20 protein-coding genes are annotated in these 16,435 nt (G+C 52.0%); all 20 read left to right on the top strand.

Going from position 1 to position 16,435, the window contains the following annotated elements:
* Position 1: 1 nt before the first annotated feature.
* Genes HW447_RS01665 through flhB form a run of 20 tightly spaced genes read left to right on the top strand, consistent with a single transcriptional unit; the run spans position 2 to position 16,430 of the window.
* Positions 2 to 1,735 (top strand): flagellar M-ring protein FliF C-terminal domain-containing protein, encoded by a 1,734-nt coding sequence (locus HW447_RS01665; protein ID WP_176253575.1) that lies wholly within the window; start codon positions 2 to 4, stop codon positions 1,733 to 1,735.
* The gene (gene fliG / locus HW447_RS01660; protein ID WP_176253574.1) at positions 1,713 to 2,759 is read left to right on the top strand and encodes a flagellar motor switch protein FliG; all 1,047 of its coding nucleotides are present in this window, start codon (positions 1,713 to 1,715) and stop codon (positions 2,757 to 2,759) included. The genes HW447_RS01665 and fliG overlap by 23 nt, the downstream gene beginning before the upstream one ends.
* The gene (locus HW447_RS01655) at positions 2,743 to 3,579 is read left to right on the top strand and encodes a FliH/SctL family protein (RefSeq protein ID WP_176253573.1); all 837 of its coding nucleotides are present in this window, start codon (positions 2,743 to 2,745) and stop codon (positions 3,577 to 3,579) included. Before fliG ends, HW447_RS01655 begins: the two co-directional genes overlap by 17 nt.
* A gap of 10 nt (positions 3,580 to 3,589) precedes the next feature.
* Complete coding sequence (locus HW447_RS01650; RefSeq protein WP_176253572.1) at positions 3,590 to 4,891, top strand: FliI/YscN family ATPase; 1,302 nt, start codon at positions 3,590 to 3,592, stop codon at positions 4,889 to 4,891.
* Between the two features lie 20 nt (positions 4,892 to 4,911).
* On the top strand, positions 4,912 to 5,376 hold the full coding sequence (locus HW447_RS01645) for a flagellar export protein FliJ (protein ID WP_176253571.1): 465 nt from the start codon (positions 4,912 to 4,914) through the stop codon (positions 5,374 to 5,376).
* The gene (locus HW447_RS01640) at positions 5,373 to 6,644 is read left to right on the top strand and encodes a flagellar hook-length control protein FliK (RefSeq protein WP_176253570.1); all 1,272 of its coding nucleotides are present in this window, start codon (positions 5,373 to 5,375) and stop codon (positions 6,642 to 6,644) included. Before HW447_RS01645 ends, HW447_RS01640 begins: the two co-directional genes overlap by 4 nt.
* A gap of 45 nt (positions 6,645 to 6,689) precedes the next feature.
* Positions 6,690 to 7,244, top strand: a complete 555-nt coding sequence (locus tag HW447_RS01635; protein WP_176253569.1) for a flagellar hook capping FlgD N-terminal domain-containing protein — start codon at positions 6,690 to 6,692, stop codon at positions 7,242 to 7,244.
* A 53-nt stretch (positions 7,245 to 7,297) separates the two neighbouring features.
* Positions 7,298 to 8,218, top strand: a complete 921-nt coding sequence (locus HW447_RS01630) for a flagellar hook-basal body complex protein (protein WP_176253568.1) — start codon at positions 7,298 to 7,300, stop codon at positions 8,216 to 8,218.
* A 5-nt stretch (positions 8,219 to 8,223) separates the two neighbouring features.
* Positions 8,224 to 8,433: a flagellar FlbD family protein gene (locus HW447_RS01625; protein ID WP_176253567.1), complete on the top strand. Its 210-nt coding sequence runs from the start codon at positions 8,224 to 8,226 to the stop codon at positions 8,431 to 8,433.
* Between the two features lies 1 nt (position 8,434).
* Entirely contained in the window at positions 8,435 to 9,250 is an 816-nt protein-coding gene (locus tag HW447_RS01620) for a motility protein A (protein WP_176253566.1), read from the top strand.
* Complete coding sequence (locus tag HW447_RS01615; RefSeq protein WP_176253565.1) at positions 9,247 to 10,098, top strand: OmpA/MotB family protein; 852 nt, start codon at positions 9,247 to 9,249, stop codon at positions 10,096 to 10,098. Before HW447_RS01620 ends, HW447_RS01615 begins: the two co-directional genes overlap by 4 nt.
* Positions 10,099 to 10,116: 18 nt before the next feature.
* Positions 10,117 to 11,154: a flagellar motor switch protein FliM gene (locus HW447_RS01610; protein WP_176253564.1), complete on the top strand. Its 1,038-nt coding sequence runs from the start codon at positions 10,117 to 10,119 to the stop codon at positions 11,152 to 11,154.
* A gap of 23 nt (positions 11,155 to 11,177) precedes the next feature.
* On the top strand, positions 11,178 to 11,540 hold the full coding sequence (locus HW447_RS01605; RefSeq protein ID WP_176253563.1) for a response regulator: 363 nt from the start codon (positions 11,178 to 11,180) through the stop codon (positions 11,538 to 11,540).
* A gap of 11 nt (positions 11,541 to 11,551) precedes the next feature.
* Positions 11,552 to 12,001 (top strand): flagellar basal body rod protein FlgC, encoded by a 450-nt coding sequence (gene flgC / locus HW447_RS01600; RefSeq protein ID WP_176253562.1) that lies wholly within the window; start codon positions 11,552 to 11,554, stop codon positions 11,999 to 12,001.
* Between the two features lie 19 nt (positions 12,002 to 12,020).
* Positions 12,021 to 13,364 carry a flagellar motor switch protein FliN gene (gene fliN, locus HW447_RS01595; RefSeq protein ID WP_176253561.1) on the top strand — a complete coding sequence of 448 codons (1,344 nt, stop codon included), beginning with the start codon at positions 12,021 to 12,023 and terminating at the stop codon, positions 13,362 to 13,364.
* A complete protein-coding gene (gene fliO / locus HW447_RS01590) occupies positions 13,364 to 13,636 on the top strand; it encodes a flagellar biosynthetic protein FliO (protein ID WP_176253560.1) in 273 nt (90 codons plus the stop codon). The genes fliN and fliO overlap by 1 nt, the downstream gene beginning before the upstream one ends.
* The gene (gene fliP, locus HW447_RS01585; RefSeq protein WP_176253559.1) at positions 13,629 to 14,285 is read left to right on the top strand and encodes a flagellar type III secretion system pore protein FliP; all 657 of its coding nucleotides are present in this window, start codon (positions 13,629 to 13,631) and stop codon (positions 14,283 to 14,285) included. Before fliO ends, fliP begins: the two co-directional genes overlap by 8 nt.
* A 45-nt stretch (positions 14,286 to 14,330) precedes the next feature.
* The gene (gene fliQ / locus HW447_RS01580) at positions 14,331 to 14,594 is read left to right on the top strand and encodes a flagellar biosynthesis protein FliQ (protein ID WP_176253558.1); all 264 of its coding nucleotides are present in this window, start codon (positions 14,331 to 14,333) and stop codon (positions 14,592 to 14,594) included.
* Between the two features lie 3 nt (positions 14,595 to 14,597).
* Positions 14,598 to 15,356 (top strand): flagellar biosynthetic protein FliR, encoded by a 759-nt coding sequence (locus HW447_RS01575; protein WP_176253557.1) that lies wholly within the window; start codon positions 14,598 to 14,600, stop codon positions 15,354 to 15,356.
* An 18-nt stretch (positions 15,357 to 15,374) separates the two neighbouring features.
* Positions 15,375 to 16,430, top strand: coding sequence for a flagellar biosynthesis protein FlhB (gene flhB, locus HW447_RS01570; protein WP_176253556.1), 1,056 nt, complete (start codon positions 15,375 to 15,377; stop codon positions 16,428 to 16,430).
* The last annotated feature ends 5 nt before the right edge of the window (positions 16,431 to 16,435 follow it).

The raw sequence follows: 16,435 nt of genomic DNA, 5'->3' as shown, positions 1-16,435 counted from the left end.
CGTGCAGAACATAAAAGAAGCCTGGCAGAATATGCCGGGGAAAACAAGGAAAATGATTCTTGCCATTACAGCCGGCACGCTGCTGCTTGCCGCGGTTGGCATTGCTGTGCTGAACCTCAGTTCGGATAAGGGTTACAGCACTCTTTTTATGGGAATGAACAGTGAGGATGCTCAGGCAGTGGTAAGTATGCTGCAGACAGACGGAATCGATTACCGTTACAACGATAAGACGGGATCGGTACAGGTTCCTGCGGAAACGGTCGATCAGACCAGAGCGAAGTTACTGAGCGCCGGATACCCAAAGAGCGGTTTTACCTACGATATGTACCGCGACAATGCGGGTATCATGACAACAGAATCAGACAAGGAAAAATACACCCTGTATGAGCTTCAGGATCGTCTGGGAGCTCAGATCCGTCTGTTTGACGGAGTGCGGGACGCAAAGGTTACGATCGCGGAGGCAGGGGAACAGAAATACGCCCTGGACGATAAAACGGAGACAGATGCGTCTGCCTCGGTTGTAATCACAATGGAAAATGGGCAGGAACTGACGGAAACCAAGGCTTCTGCGGTAAAAAATCTGATTGCCAGAGCAGTGCGCGGGATGAATTTCACCAATGTGGCTGTGTTTGACGCGGCTACTATGACGGAGGTGGGAGACGGAAAGACAGATGCAGCCTCCGGCAGCGGAGAAAGCATGGCGGCTCTTACCAGTCTGGTGGAAAGCAATATCGCAGGAAATGTGCGCCGGGTTCTGGAACTGGTGTATGGCCAGGGCAAGGTGGCGGTATCTGTAAAGGGAACCCTGAACATGGAACGCCTGATTCAGGAGTCTACCCAGTACACCACGCCGGACCGGATCAACGATCAGGACAAGACAGGTCTTCTGGAACGGGAGGAGGTTGCCGGAGAACAGTCCGGGACAACCGGCCAGAACGCCGGAGGCGTAGCGGGAGCGGACGCCAATGCAGATACGCCCCGCTACACCAACGAAAACGGAACCTCACAGAATACGGATACATATGCAAATAACAGCGCAGCCCGTCAGTGGCTGTACAATACCACTAAAGAACAGCGTCAGGTGGATCCGGGCGTGCTTGAAAATACGACGGTCGGTGTGACCATCGATACAGATGATATGTCTATCTCCGATGCGGATCTGGTTCGTCTGGTGGCGAATTCCGCGGGAATTGATTCACAGCAGGCGGATCAGAAAATCACGGTGATCCGTACATTGTCTGCGGGAAGCAAGGCGGCCGGAGCGGCTGTTCCTGCGGATACTCCTGCGGCCGCCGGCCTGGCAGCCCTCCCGCTGCCGATTGTGATCGCACTGGCGGCAGGAGGCGTTCTGATCCTTCTTCTGATCGCCCTGCTTCTGATCGGACGGCGCAGGTCAAAAGCAGATGCGGCGGCAAGAGCAGCGCTTTTGGATGAGAATGAAGAAGGGCTACTGGAAGAGATCACAGATCCTGCACTGGAGGCAGCTCCTGCGCAGGATACGCTGGCGGCCGGTGAGACCCGGCCTGACACGTCTGTTTTAAAAGCGGCTGCAGAGGACGGGGACGAGGAAATGCGTCAGAATGAGGAGATCATCGGGCTCCGTATGAAGCGCAGTCTTAAGCTGAAACAGAATATAGGAGAATTTGTAGACGAGAATCCGCAGATCGCGGCGAAGCTGATACAGAACTGGCTGCTCGGGGAAGGAGAGAAGAATGGCAGAAGCGCTAGAAAATAAAAAATCCGAAGAGATACCGGAGATTATGGACAGCCGCCAAAAGGCAGCCATTTTAGTGGTGTCCCTGGGAGCGGACCGTGCTTCCCAGATCTATAAGTACCTCAGCGAACAGGAGATTGAGGATCTGACCTATGAAGTGGCAAAACTGGGGAAAACAAGCAATACACAGGTGGAAAAAGCCCTGGACGAATTTTATAAGCTCTGTCTCACGCACAAGATGATGACAGACGGCGGTCTGGATTACGCCAGAAGTGTTCTGGAAAAGGCATTCGGAGAATCCACCGCCAGAAATCTTCTGGAAAAGGTTTCCAAGACCCTCCAGTCAAAGCCGTTCAATTTCTTTATGAAGGGCGATCCAAAAGCTCTTTTGTCTCTTCTGCAGAATGAACGGCCTCAGGTAATCGCGCTTATCATGTCTTATATGGAGCCTCAGCAGGCAGCTCAGGTGCTGGAACAGCTTCCGAATGAAAAGCGGATTCCCACGCTGGAAGGCATGGCAAATATGGACCGCGTTTCCCCGGAAGCCATCGCTATCGTGGAAGAAGAGATGAAGCGGAAATTTGCCGCCATCATTACCAGCGAGGACAATATGAACCTGGGCGGTATTGATTATGTGGCGGATGTAATGAACCATGTAGACCGAAGCAGCGAGAGACAGATCTTTGATGAACTGGATAAGAACAATCCTGATCTTTCAAGGACCATTCGGGATAAGATGTTTGTATTCGAAAACATCATCGACATGGATCCACGTTCGGTGCAGCGTTTTGTCCGCGACTGCGATACCAAGGATATTGTATTCGCTTTAAAGACAGCATCCGAAGAGATGAAACAGATATTCTTCTCCAATATGTCAAAGCGTATGGCTGAGACGGTTAAGAGCGATCTGGAGATCGCCACCAATATCCGCCTGAAAGACGTAGAAGAGGCGCAGCAGCGGATTGTAAATATTATCCGCAGCCTGGAGGAAAAGGGAGAAGTGATCATTAACAAGGGAGGCGATGACGGTGACATCATTGTCTAATGGGCTTTACCGGCCGGAGCCGGAGGAGGCTCTGCATCTGATTACGCTGCCTCTTGAAACCTTTGCTCCTGAAGAACAGAGCGCTCCGAAAATGACGGAAGAGGCTTTGCAGGAGAACAGCGGGATCAGGGAAGAAGTGCAGCCGCAACCGAAAAAAGAGCCGGAGCAGGAGGAACGGAGGCTTCCTGCAAAAGCAGAAAAAGAAGAGGCAGAACGGATCATCAGACAGGCTAAAATCCAGGCGCAGCAGCTTTTGCAGGAAGCCAGGCAGCAGGCAAAGGAAGTAAAAGACCAGGCCAGCAAGGACGGCTATACGGAAGGCTGGAAAAAAGGGTGCGACGAGGGAAGGACACAGGCGCGGCAGGAGGCAGAGGCAGAGCACGCGCAGCAGAAAAAGGAATTCCATGAGATGTTAGCCGGCGCATTAGAAGCCATTGAACAGGAAAAAAAGGCCTGTCTGCAGCGGTATCTGGAGGAACTGAAGGATGTGGCGGTGGCTGTGGGCGAAAAGGTGATCCGTGTGAGCCTGCGCTCCAGCGGCGCTGTGATCCGTCGGATGATCGAGTCAGAGACGGAAAAGCTTAGCAAGATGGCATGGGTCAGGATCTATATGGAGCACAATGACTATGAGACCATGATACAGGCAGACGCGGAAGTGCTGTCCCATCTGGCCAGGCTTTCTGATAATGTGAAGTTTGTGGTAATGGAGCAGGCAAGCGGAGGAAGCTGCATCATTGAGATGCCCGATGAGATCATCGACATCAGCGTGGATACGCAGCTGGAGAATATACGCAAGCTGCTGGGTAATATCCATTTTTAGAGGTGGTCCTATGTATGAAAGAATTCCGGAGCTGATCCTTAAATCGGAGACGGCAGACCGGATCGGCAAGATCGAAAATATAGTGGGAATGTCCATTGAGGCCTCTGGAGGGCGCTGCGGCGTAGGAGATATCGCCATGATCTATGACGAGGGCCGGAACCGCCAGGTTCCCGCAGAGGTAGTCGGGTTTAAGGACGGACGTCTCCAGCTGATGACCTATGAAGATCCGGGCGGCATAACGGCGGGAAGTTTTGTGCGCAGTACCGGCCACCGGCTGAGGGTGCCGGTAGGGGATTTTCTGAAAGGGCGGATTATCAATGCTCTGGGACAGCCCATCGATGGAAACGGACCGTTTCCGGAGGGTGGGCAGTATACCGTGGACAGTTCTTATACCAACCCTTTAAGCCGTCCGCCGATCCGCCAGAGGCTGGACTTTGGCGTCAAGGCCATTGACGGTCTTAATACTATCGGAAAAGGGCAGAGAATCGGTATCTTCGCTGGTTCCGGCGTAGGAAAAAGTACGCTTATGGGCATGATCGCAAAGAATGTAAAGACAGATATCAATGTGATTGCCCTTGTAGGAGAGCGAGGCAGAGAGGTTCTGGAATTTGTTCAGAAGGATCTTGGCGAGGAGGGGATGCGCCGTTCTGTGCTGGTGGTGGCTACCTCGGATCAGCCTGCCATGCTCCGCATGAAATGTCCTCTGGTGGCTACCACCATTGCAGAGTATTTCCGGGATCAGGGAATGGATGTACTTTTAATGATGGACTCCCTGACGCGTTACGCCATGGCCCAGAGAGAAATCGGGCTTGCGATCGGGGAGCCGCCCATTGCAAGAGGCTATACGCCCTCCATCTATGCGGAGTTTCCCAAGCTTCTGGAGCGCAGCGGCAATTTTGACCGTGGCTCCATCACAGGCGTATATACGGTGCTGGTGGAAGGCGATGACACAAATGAGCCCATCGCTGATACAGTTCGGGGTATCCTGGACGGGCATATCGTGTTAAGCCGTCAGCTGGCGGGTGAAAATCATTTCCCAGCCATCGACATCAGCGCCAGCATCTCCCGTCTGATGACGGAGATTGTGGATGAGGAGCATAGAAGCGTGGCGTCCCGTTTCCGCAATCTTTTGAGTATTTATCAGAAAAATTCCGATTTGATTTCCATCGGAGCTTACAAAAAGGGTGTGAATCCTTTTCTGGATCAGGCAGTGGGAAAGATCGGAGCCATGAATGAGTTCCTGATGCAGGGGACAAAAGAACATTTTTCCTATGATCAGACGCTGCAGATGATGCGGGCGGCGGTAGATTGACGAAAAGAGGAGGATGGGCGATGAAACGTTTTCGCTACAGTCTGGAGACGGTGCTGCATTATAAAAATCAGGTGCTGGACAATCTGAAAGCGGAGCACGCAGCTGCCATGGAGCGCGTCAACCGCAAGGAGGAGGAGATCCGCAGCCTGGAAGGAAGGCTGGGTGGATTTCAGAAAGGGTTTGATGCCGCAAAGGTAAAGGGCGCGCCTATTGAGATGTTCCGGCTTTATGATATGTGCATCAGCGGAGCAGAAAAGCAGATTGACGGAGAAAAGGAGCGCCTGGCCCTGCTGCAGCAGCGGGAGAGCGAAAAGAAAGAGCAGGTGCTGGTAGCCCGCGTGGATACCTCCCGCTATGAGAAGCTAAAGGAACGAAGACTGGCAGAGTACCATACGGCCCTTGGAAAAGAGGAGGAACGGTTTGCGGAGGAGTTTATTACCCGGAGTATGGTGCGTACAGAACGAAGAGAGGAGAGAGTAAGATGACACAGTTGCAGGCGGTTCAGGGAAGCCGTTTGGGAGCTGCTTCTTCCTCAGGAAGAAAAACTGCGGTGAAAGAATCGGATTTTGCGGCTCTTTTAAAGGGCGGCGCCTCTAAGGCTGAATCGGAAAACAATAAGGATACAACGGCGGCTGTTGATAAAAACACTGGAAAAACGGATTCGACCCAGACGGCCGAACCCTCAAAAAAGACGGAGACACAGCCTGCCGAGGGTTCTGAAGAGACGGAGGAGACACAAAAAGAGGCAAAGGATAACGGCGCGCAGCAGCTGTTAAACCAGATGCTTGCTTTTGCGGCAGGTCAAATGGCAGCAATGCCGGCAGTTCAGGAGACAGGTACCGGAGCAGACGCTAAAGCGTCAGAGTCTGAAGCAAAACTGGCATTAAACGGCATCATGGCTGCCGCTGTGAAGGAAATGACTGAAAAAGAGGGAGAACAGCAGCCCGTTCTTACAGCAGCCGAGGGCCTGGATCAGGCAGCGGATCTGCTTGCCGCAGATAAGGATCAGGCAGAGCGCCCCGTAGATATGAAATCTGCCGGACAGACAGAGAATCCGGCAGGGGAAGTGTCAGCCCAGAGCAGACCGTTTGCGGCTATGAGTAGTACATCCGGGGCAGAACAGGAGGCTTTTTCTGAGGAGAAATCCGACGGTCAGGGTATGAAAGAGAAGGCTGACGGAGTGAAAGGAAAAAATGCGGGACAGGAAGAGACAGCTTTGAAAAACGCGTCCTCCTTTGAAACACAGTCCGCCGCCGGATCGGTTCAGGGCAAAGAAAACCCGCATCAGGCGTCTGCGTCAGCAAGGACGGCGTACACAGAAACACCTGCTTCCCATACGGGCCAGACGTTTCACCTAAAGACAACGGAGGCGCAGCTGGGACGGGATACGGCGGCGCTTCTGGCATCCAGACTTCCTGCAGGAAATGGCACTCTTGAGGTGGAACTGGAACCGGCCTATCTGGGAAAGCTTACCCTCCGGGTGGCTTTCGAGGGAGGGAAAACAGCCGTCACAGTGCTGGCTTCCGATCAGAAAACCCTGGATATCCTGAGTCAGAACGCGGGCCAGATCGCACATATTTTAGAGGAGCGCACCGGTCAGGAAACTGTGGTTTATACGCCTCAGCAGGCGGATGCTGGTCAGCAGGGCCAGGAGAATCCGTCATACCAGCACAACCGTCAGGACAGAGAACAGAGACGGCAGGGCAAGGAAAATGATTCCTTTGCCCAGCAGCTGCGTCTGGGATTGGTATGAGCCGGTTTTTGAGGCAGATATCACATATAAGGAGGAGATGAGAAGATGGCAGATAAGATCACATCCAGCGGTGCCTCGGATCCCTATTCCGTAGGCTCCTACTCTGCCGGATCAAACAGTAAAAACACGCTGACCATTGAAAGCTACTTTAAGCTTCTGGCTGCCCAGCTGGCAAACCAGGATATGACAAGTCCCATGGACAACAGCGAAATGATGGCTCAGATGACCCAGATGGCCATGGTGCAGTCTCTGACCGCCATGACGGACTCGGTTCAGACCTCTACGGCTGTGTCTACGCAGACCTATGCGGCCAGTATGGTGGGCCAGGAGATCACAGTGGCTATTGTGGACAAAGATACGGGAAACCCCACAGGCGTGAAGTATGGAAAGGTTGCTTCCGTGGATTTTACCCAGGGAACGCCGGTTATCAAGCTGGAAGGGGACGATAAGGAGTACCCCATGTCCTATGTCCTGGGAATGGGCAAGATAGACGATCCCTACAACAAAGAGGATGGGGATAAGGAAGAAAGTGACAAGGACGATGGCCAGGATGCTGCAAAGCTGGCCGCAGGAAAGGGAGGCATCATGGGAACGGTATGACGTTTCCGTGCCGGATCATAGATACAAAAGGATAAAAGAAAGGAAGACACAATATGTTAAGAGCAATGGATTCAGCCGTAGCAGGTCTGCGTGCACATCAGAACAAACTGGACGTAATCGGAAATAATATCGCCAATGTAAACACCTTTGGTTTCAAGTCCCAGACATTCAGCTTCAAAGAGGCGATGTATCAGACATCCACCAATTCCACCAAAGGCTCTACGACGGCAGGCGGCGTGAACGCGGCTCAGTATGGTTATGGTACCATGATGGGATCTATTTCTACGGATATGAGTTCTTCTACGCCTACCTACGTGGGAGGACTGAACGCCACCATCAGCGGCGAGGGATTCTTTATCACCTATCCTTCAGCAGATAAGAATGTTGCGGTGGATGATATGAAAAAAACAGATTTCAATTATACCCGCGTGGGCCAGTTTAACATTGACGCCAACGGATATCTGGTAGATGCCAACGGAAATTTCGTATACGGTTTCCGTCCCGACAAGGTAGACAGCCCGACAAAGTTTGACGGCGAATTGGTGCCGATTAAGGCACCTGTTGATGTGACAGGTAATAATTTTACTGGCGATTCTCTTCAGTTAAAGGATGTCAAGATCAACGATCTGGGTGAAATCACAGGTACGGTTGTGTCGACGGATGCTGCTAAAAGCGGAAAAACCGTATCTCTTGGAAAGGTAGCCGTGGCCACCTTCCAGAACCCTCAGGGTCTCTCAAAGAAAGGAAGCTATTACTATGGCGCCAGTGAAAGTGATAACTCCGGTACAGCTTCCGCTACCATTCCCGGCGGCTCTACCTCCAAACTTATGACCGGATATCTGGAGGCCTCCAATGTGGATCTGGCAAAGGAATTTTCTGACATGATCACCACCCAGAGAGGTTTCCAGGCAAATTCCAAGATCATCACAGTCAGCGACGAGATTCTCTCTGATCTGATCAATATGAAGCGGTAAGCTGTATGATCTGCGTAACGAGACTAAATGGTGAAGCATTATATCTCAACTGGCTTCAGGTGGAATATGTGGAGAGTATTCCTGAGACAAAGATCCGCATGATGAATGGAAATTACTATCTTGTAAAGGAAAGTGTGGAGAAGGTCAGGGAGCAGGCTGAGATATTCCTCAGCCGTTGTATGTACGGCGGGAAAAAAGAACGGGAGGAAGATTGAGGTGGATCTGACAACTCTGATCGGACTGCTGCTAAGCGGTATTCTGATGGTATACGGAATCGGCATGGACAAGCTGGGCAACTTTGTGGATGTTCCCAGTGTCGTGATTGTAGTGGGAGGCACGCTGGCGGCGCTGATCGCCAGCTACCCCTTTGGGATTCTCAAGGATATCCCCAAGCACTTTGCCGTGCTGTTCCGCGGAAAAATGTACAATATCCCCCAGCTGGTAGACCAATTGGTAGATCTGGCTATGATAGCGAGACAGAATGGCCTTCTGGCGCTGGAGGACAAAGCCGGTGAGATCAGCGATCCCTTTCTTAAACACAGTATTCTTATGATTGTCGACGCCAATGATCCCGACAAGGTGCGCCTGGTATTAGAGCGTGAACTGGAGAACATGATGGTGCGCCACGATCAGGCAGCGGGGCTCTATGAAAAGGGCTCCGCCTATGCCCCTGCTTTCGGTATGATCGGTACACTGATCGGTCTGGTCAATATGTTAAAGGGGCTGGATCTGAGCGGGAGCGGCGGTTCCTCCAGCATTGGCCAGGATATGTCAGTCGCTTTGATCACCACCTTTTACGGATGCATCCTGGCAAATGCGGTTTTTAACCCCATTGCAAAAAAACTCAGGATCCGTCAGGATGAAGAGGAGCTGTACTGTTCTACTGTGATTGAGGGAATCCTCTCGATCCAGGCGGGAGAAAATCCTCAATACCTCAGGGAACGGCTGCTGACCTCTATTAAGAGATCCCAGCAGCAGAAGCTTCTGGCAAAATCCGGCAGATCAGACGGTCAGGAGGGGGCAGAAGAATGAAAAAGAAATCGCGTCCTACTGACGGCGGCGGCAACTGGATGGATACATACGGCGATATGGTGACGCTGCTTATGACATTTTTCATCATGCTGTACTCCATGTCTAATGTGGATGCCAATAAGTGGAATGTTTTTGTAAAGAGTATTTCTCCGCAGCAGGCGGTTGAGGGAGAGCAGGCGGATAAGGTAACGGCGAATACGAAGATTGGAGTGGGGGATTCCCCGGCCGGAGGTGAGACCTTCGGCAGCAATGAAGGAACGGCCGGCGCTCTGGATCCAAGCGATCCCAACACGCTGTACCTTACCATTGCCAATAAGCTTAATGATATCGGCGTCAAGGACGCTACGGTGATCCGGGGAGATGATTATACCTACATCACCTTTAAGGATAGCACGTTTTTTGGCGGCGGCAGCTCGATCCTGACCCAGCAGGGCCAGATGGTGCTGACATCCTTCTGTCAGGCCATTGCCCCGGCAGCCGAGGAGATCGGACAGGTCAATATCATGGCTCATACGGCCAAGGCCGACGTCAACGGCGAGTCAAATGTGCGGGTGGATCGTATTCTGTCTGCGGTGCGCGGCGCGGAGGTTTCTATTTATATTCAGGGCCAGAATGTGATTGCGCCGGAAAAGCTTGTAAACATCAGCTATGGAGAATACCGTCCGGTGGCGGACAACGCTACGGCTGAGGGCCGCGCCAAGAACCGCCGGGTGGAAATCCTTCTGTTAGACACGGGCGCAAAGGAAAAAGGGATGGATGAATATTACAGCGATCTGGAAAGCGGCGCCTATGAAAGTACAACAGTGGTAACGGTGGGAAGATCGGCCGCGCAGAATGAAAATGAATAGGAAGGGTTGGCGGAAACGATGGCAGACGTATTATCACAGAGTCAGATCGATGCGCTCCTAAAATCCATGCAGGGAGGAACGGCCCAGCCGGAGGTTAAGGAGAATGTCGGGAAACCGGAACCAATAGAGAAAAAATACAGAAAATACGATTTTTACAGTCCGAGAAAATTCACAAAAGAGAAGATGAAGATATTAAACAGCGTCTTCGAAAATTATGCCCGTATCCTGACTTCTCAGGTCAACGGGATCTTCCGCGTTATGACGGATATCACGGTGATGGAGGTTCAGGAGAAACGCTACTATGAATATGTGAATTCATTTCAGGAAAATGACTGCATGACGCTGGTAGATACGGTTATGCCGGAAAAGGGAAGGCAGAATGTTCCTATGATGCTGCATATCACGCCGGGCCTTGTGATCACGCTGATCAATCATATGCTGGGCGGCGGAGACGAGGTGATCCGGGTAGAGGAGGATTACCGGTATTCCGATGTGGAGCTGGCCCTCTACCGGCGGGTCACAGAATATGTGACCGGGGCTTTAAGGGACGGATTTGCCAATTATGTCAATGTGTCCTTTGAGGTTCAGCGTGTGGAGGAGAATCCCAGCATGGCACAGGAGGTAGGGCTTGACGAGACGGTGGCAATCATCCTTCTGAATGTGGATGTGTCCGGTCTTTCTACAGAAAAGATTCGGATCTGTATGCCGGGAACCCTGCTGGAGGCAATCTTCCAGGTGATCGATACAAGAAAACACCTGGCGAGAGGTTTCTCGTATGAGGATAACAAAGAGACGATCCTGGATAATATCCGCTGTTCCTCGCTCCCTGTTACAGGTCAGCTTGGAACGGTGCGGCTGGAGCTGGAAGACCTTTACCATATGCAGCCCGGCGATGTGATCGATCTGGGAAGGTCAAAAGACAGCCAGGTGAAGCTGTACATAGGACGGCAACCCTGGTTTATGGGACAGATGGGGCGGTACAAGAAAAATGTAGCTGTAAAGATTGTTTCCCGGATTTCTGCGGAAGCGGAGGACGGAGAGGAAACACAAGAATAAGAGAAAGACGAGGAATATGAGATATGGCTAAGATTATGCTTGTAGATGATGCTGCTTTTATGCGTATGATGATCAAGAACGCGCTGAGCGCCAGCGGTTACACGGATTTTGTTGAGGCTCAGGACGGAGCAGAGGCAGTAAAAAAGTATGAAGAGGAAAAGCCTGATATGGTAATCATGGACATTACCATGCCAAACATGGACGGACTTCAGGCCTTAAAAAAGATCCGTGAGATCGACCCCAACGCCAGAGTGGTGATGTGCACCGCCATGGGACAGGAGAGCATGGTAGTAGACGCGATCCAGTCCGGCGCAAAGGATTTTGTGGTAAAACCCTTTGATGCAAAACGTATCGTACAGACTGTAGGAGATATTCTTGGAAAATAGGAGGCGCTTTTATGTCGTTTTTAAGTTCCTTTGATATCAGCGCTTCCGGTATGAGCGCCCAGCGTATGCGCATGGATATCGCGGCGGAAAACATTGCCAATATCGATACAACGCGCACGGCGTCCGGCGGCCCCTACCGGAGGAAAGATGTTGTTTTGGAAAATTATGGGAGCGGCTCTTTTGAAGAGGCGCTGCGCAATGCCGCAAACGGGAAAGGCTTTGCCAGCCGGAACGTGGGCGTGCGGGTTTCCGGCATCATAGAGGATGACCGGGAGTTTAAGCGGGTCTACGATCCCGACCATCCGGACGCAGATGCGCAGGGGTATGTAAATATGCCCAATGTGGATCTTTTAAAGGAAACGGTGGACAGTATGTCCGCTACCCGTTCCTATGAGGCTAATGTGACGGCGTTAAACGCCATGAAGCTGATGGCCCAAAAGGCTCTGGAGATCGGAAAGTAAAATACGGGAGGAAAAGAGAATGGGCGCAAGCAGCTTTAATGACATAGAAAAGGATGCCCTGGGCGAAATGATGAATATAAGCCTGGGAGCGTCTGCCACGGCCATGTCGACCCTTTTGGGTTCCACGGTCAATATCACAACGCCGGTGGTCCGTGTCCTGACCCGCGACCAGTTTGAATTTAAGAAGCTGGAGCCTGCCGTAGGCGTGGAGATTGCCTATGTAGAAGGTCTGGAAGGCAGCAATATCATGATGTTCAGCCGGAACGATGTCCGCATCATCGTAAGCACTCTTATGGGACAGGATATCCCCATGGAGCAGTTTGAAATGGATGAGATCAACCGCAGCGCGATCTGCGAGGTCATGAATCAGATGATGGGTGCATCCGCCACGGCAATGTCAGAATTTTTGAAGATGACCGTCAATATTTCAACCCCGGTTTCCTTTGAAATCGAGGATGAGCAGAGTTTTAAGGAAAAGTATTTTCCGGCAGACACCCCCATGGCGGTGGTTGGCTTTACCCTGGAAATCGTGGGAAAGCTGGAAAGTGAATTTTTAAATATCATGCCTCTGAGCCTGGCAAAACGGCTTCTGGAGCCATTTGCGGATACGCTGAAAAAGGCCCAGGCGCAGGAAAAGGTGCAGGAACCGGTGCAGGCCGGCCAAACAGATGCTCCTGAGGTTCAGCCGATTCCCGTGGCGTCAGCCGGTACGATGATGCCAGGAACAAATGGAGCGGAAACGGCCTCGTCCGGCGAACAGGAACCTTTGCCTCAGTCCGTAGTACAGCCCGGACAGGACACAGCACAGCCGGCATTCCAGCAGACAGCGCAGCCACAGCCGGCGGTTCCGGGCTGGAACGGGATGCCTCAGGGGGGATATATGCCGCCTTACGGGATGATGCCGGCGGGAGATCCCGGATTTATGCAGCTCCTTACACAGATGCAGCAGTCTCAGATGCAGATGATGGAGCTGATGCGGGGAATCGAAGAGAAGGGAAAGGAGAAAGAGAAGGCAGGGGAGCACAGATCCCAGTCATCCCCGTCTATTATCCGGCCTTCTGTTTCCGTACCGTTACAGGCAGTGGACTCCTCTGGTGAAGAAGAAACTGCCAATCAGGAGATGCTGATGCGGGTGCCGCTGGAAATCTCTGTAGAGATCGGGCGCACGAAGAAGCTGGTAAAGGATATCCTGGAGTTTACCCAGGGATCATTGGTAGTCCTTGACAAGATGGCGGGAGAGCAGGCAGACCTTTATGTCAATGGCCAGTGTGTGGCCAGAGGCGATATCGTAGTTGTGGAGGATAATTTCGGCATCCGTATTACGGAGATCGTAGCCTGTGACCTGAATCAGGAGAGCCTCTGATGTGGGGCGACCCTGTATCCGCAGCCGGAATGATATTAAGCCTGGTCTGCATCCTTGCGGCTGCCTGGTTTGTCAGCCGCTTTCTGGGACGGCGTTTCGGAATGCCCGTCTCCAAAGGCAGCCTGAGGGTTCTGGAACAGACTCCGCTGGGTGCGGACCGCAGTCTTTTGCTGGTACAGTATAAAAACAATATTTATCTTCTGGGTTCCACTCAGTCTGGCATTACCCTGATCGACCGGATGGAGGCAGAGAAGGAGGAAGGCGATGAATGAACTTCTTACCGGGCTTAACGGGGGAAACGTTCCGGCCCTTGACATAGTAATTCTTTTGACGGCAGCGGCACTTCTGCCCTCTATCGTCATTATGATGACATCGTTTATGCGGATCGTGATCGTTCTTTCCTTTACGCGCAATGCCATGGGCGTTCAGCAGGCCCCGCCCAATATGGTTCTTACCGGAATTGCCCTCTTTCTTACGCTGTATATCATGAGCCCTGTGATCAGTTCCGTAAACACAGACGCCTACCAGCCCTATATCCGGGGCGAGATCACCCAGCAGGAGGCCATCAGCCGGGCGGAGGTTCCACTAAAAGAATTTATGCTGCGCAATACAGAAAAGTCTACGCTGGATCATTTTGTGGAAATGTCAAAGAGCGAGGTAGAAGAGGACGTAAAGGATTATCCCCTGACCGTTGTTACCCCGGCCTTTATGACCAGTGAGTTAAAGCGCGGCTTTATGGCCGGCTTTCTGATCTACCTGCCCTTTCTGCTGATCGATATAGTGGTGGCGACTACGCTCATGTCCATGGGAATGGTAATGCTGCCGCCGACCATGGTTTCGCTGCCCTTTAAGCTTTTGCTGTTTATCACAGTCAACGGCTGGGAGCTTCTGTTTGCAGGTCTTGTACAGAGTTTCCGCTAAGGCAGTCGGGCCGGGAAGGCTATTTCAAAGAAAAGGAGATCTATCATGAGCAATACAGAGGTTCTTGACATTATGTATCAGGCGTTTCAGCTGGCAATGAAGCTGTCTCTCCCCTTTCTTCTGGTGAGTATGATTGTGGGCGTTGTGATCGCTGTCTTTCAGGCAGCGACTCAGATCAACGAACAGACAATGACCTTTGTGCCGAAGCTTTTGGCGATTCTGGCCCTTATGGGAATACTTGGAAGCTCCATGCTGGTGATGCTGCAGGAATTTATGTACCAGATCGTTGACCGGATCGCGCGGTGGTAGGCCATGATCACGCTGTTTGCCCTTGTGGTTATGCGCGTCAGCGGCGCCATTGCCTTAAACCCCGTATTCGGGCGCACAAACCTTCCCCTCAGGGCTAAAGGCTGCATGATCTTTGCCCTGTCTGTGCTGTTATATCAGACTGCGGGAGGAAAGCTGGTGCATTCGCCAGACTCCATGGCAGAATATATCGTTATGCTGATAGGGGAACTGCTCATGGGAGTGATTCTTTCCTTTGTAATGGAGCTTGCCTTCATGGTGGTGCGCTTTGCCTCCGCCGTGATGGACTACTGCATGGGACTTAGCATGGCTCAGATCTACGATCCTCAGTACGGCACCCAGGCTACGGTAAGTTCCGGTCTTTACTATGTTTTTATGGCGCTGGTATTTTTTGCCACCAACGGACATCTGCGGCTTTTAGGTATCTTTTTCGCCTCTGCTCAGGCAGTTCCCTTTGGAACCGTATCTCTGGATCCGGGAATCGTATCCGTGGCAGAAAGGGCATTCTGTGAGGCCGTGATGATGGGATTGCAGTTTGCGTTTCCGCTGATCGCCATTGAAATGATGTCAGAGGCGGCTATGGGAATCCTGATGCGCGTGGTTCCCCAGATCAACGTATTTGCAGTCAATTTTCAGGTGAAGATCGCAGTGGGGCTTATGATGCTTCTTCTGATGTTTACGCCTATGGCGGACCGGCTGGGCGTGATTCTGGATAAATTGTATCTTACGATGAATCAGCTGGTTCTGATGATGGGAAGCGGCTAAGAAAGGAAGGAATCTACCATGGCACAGGGCGGAGGACAGGAAAAAACCGAACAGGCCACCCCAAAACGGCGCAGGGACGCCAGAAAAGAGGGAAACGTTTTTCAGAGCCGGGATGTAGCTACGGTAGTAATACTCATAGGCATATTTTTTTCTGTAAAGCTTTTGCTTCCTTATATATATGCGCAAATGCGGGGCTACATGATCTGGATCATTCAGGGAATGGGCGGAGATCTGGAGGATCTCTTTTCCGCGCGCCTTGCCTGGGCTACACTGGCTGCCTTTTTAAAATGTGCCCTTCCTCTTCTTGGGATCGCTCTTGTATGCGGCGTCCTGGCCCAGGGGGCCCAGACCCGCTTTAACGTATCCTTTAAGGCCGTCCGCCCAAAGTGGAGCAAATTAAATCCCGTTACCGGGATGAAACGGCTGTTTGCTGTAAGGAATGTAGTGGAGCTGGTGAAAAACCTGATAAAAATCACGCTTTTGCTGGCTCTTTTATGGAATGTGCTAAGAAGCGATCTCGCCCCCGTGGCGCGCATGATCGATATGAACCCATATCTGTCTGCCGCCTATATGCTTCAGCTGGTCTTTAATCTTGTGATGAAGGTCTGCATGGCCTTTGCAGCTATCGCGTTTCTGGATTTCCTCTATCAGCGGTGGGAGTATGAGAAGAGCCTGCGCATGACAAAGCAGGAGGTTAAAGACGAGTTTAAGCAGACGGAAGGAAACCCTGAGATCAAGGGCCGCATCCGCCGCATCCAGCGCCAGATGGCCATGAGCCGTATGATGCAGAAGGTGCCCCAGGCGGATGTAATTATCCGTAACCCCACTCATGTGGCGGTTGCCTTAAAATATGACCCGGATCGCCATGGCGCGCCGGTGGTGCTTGCAAAGGGATTGGACGAGGCTGCGCTTCGTATTGTAAAGGTTGGAGAAGAAAACGGCGTTTATATCACGGAAAACAAGCCTCTGGCCCGTGCCCTGTATGCGGCCTGCAAGCTGGATGAGGAGATCCCGGCCGAGTTCTATGGAGCAGTGGCGGAGATTCTTGTTTACCTCTACAAACTCAGACAATAATGGAT

The organism is Enterocloster alcoholdehydrogenati (genome assembly GCF_013282095.1).
GTDB classification, from domain to species: domain Bacteria; phylum Bacillota; class Clostridia; order Lachnospirales; family Lachnospiraceae; genus Enterocloster; species Enterocloster alcoholdehydrogenati.
Note: the sequence above shows the minus strand (reverse complement) of the source record. Positions and strands in the feature narration are given on the sequence as shown.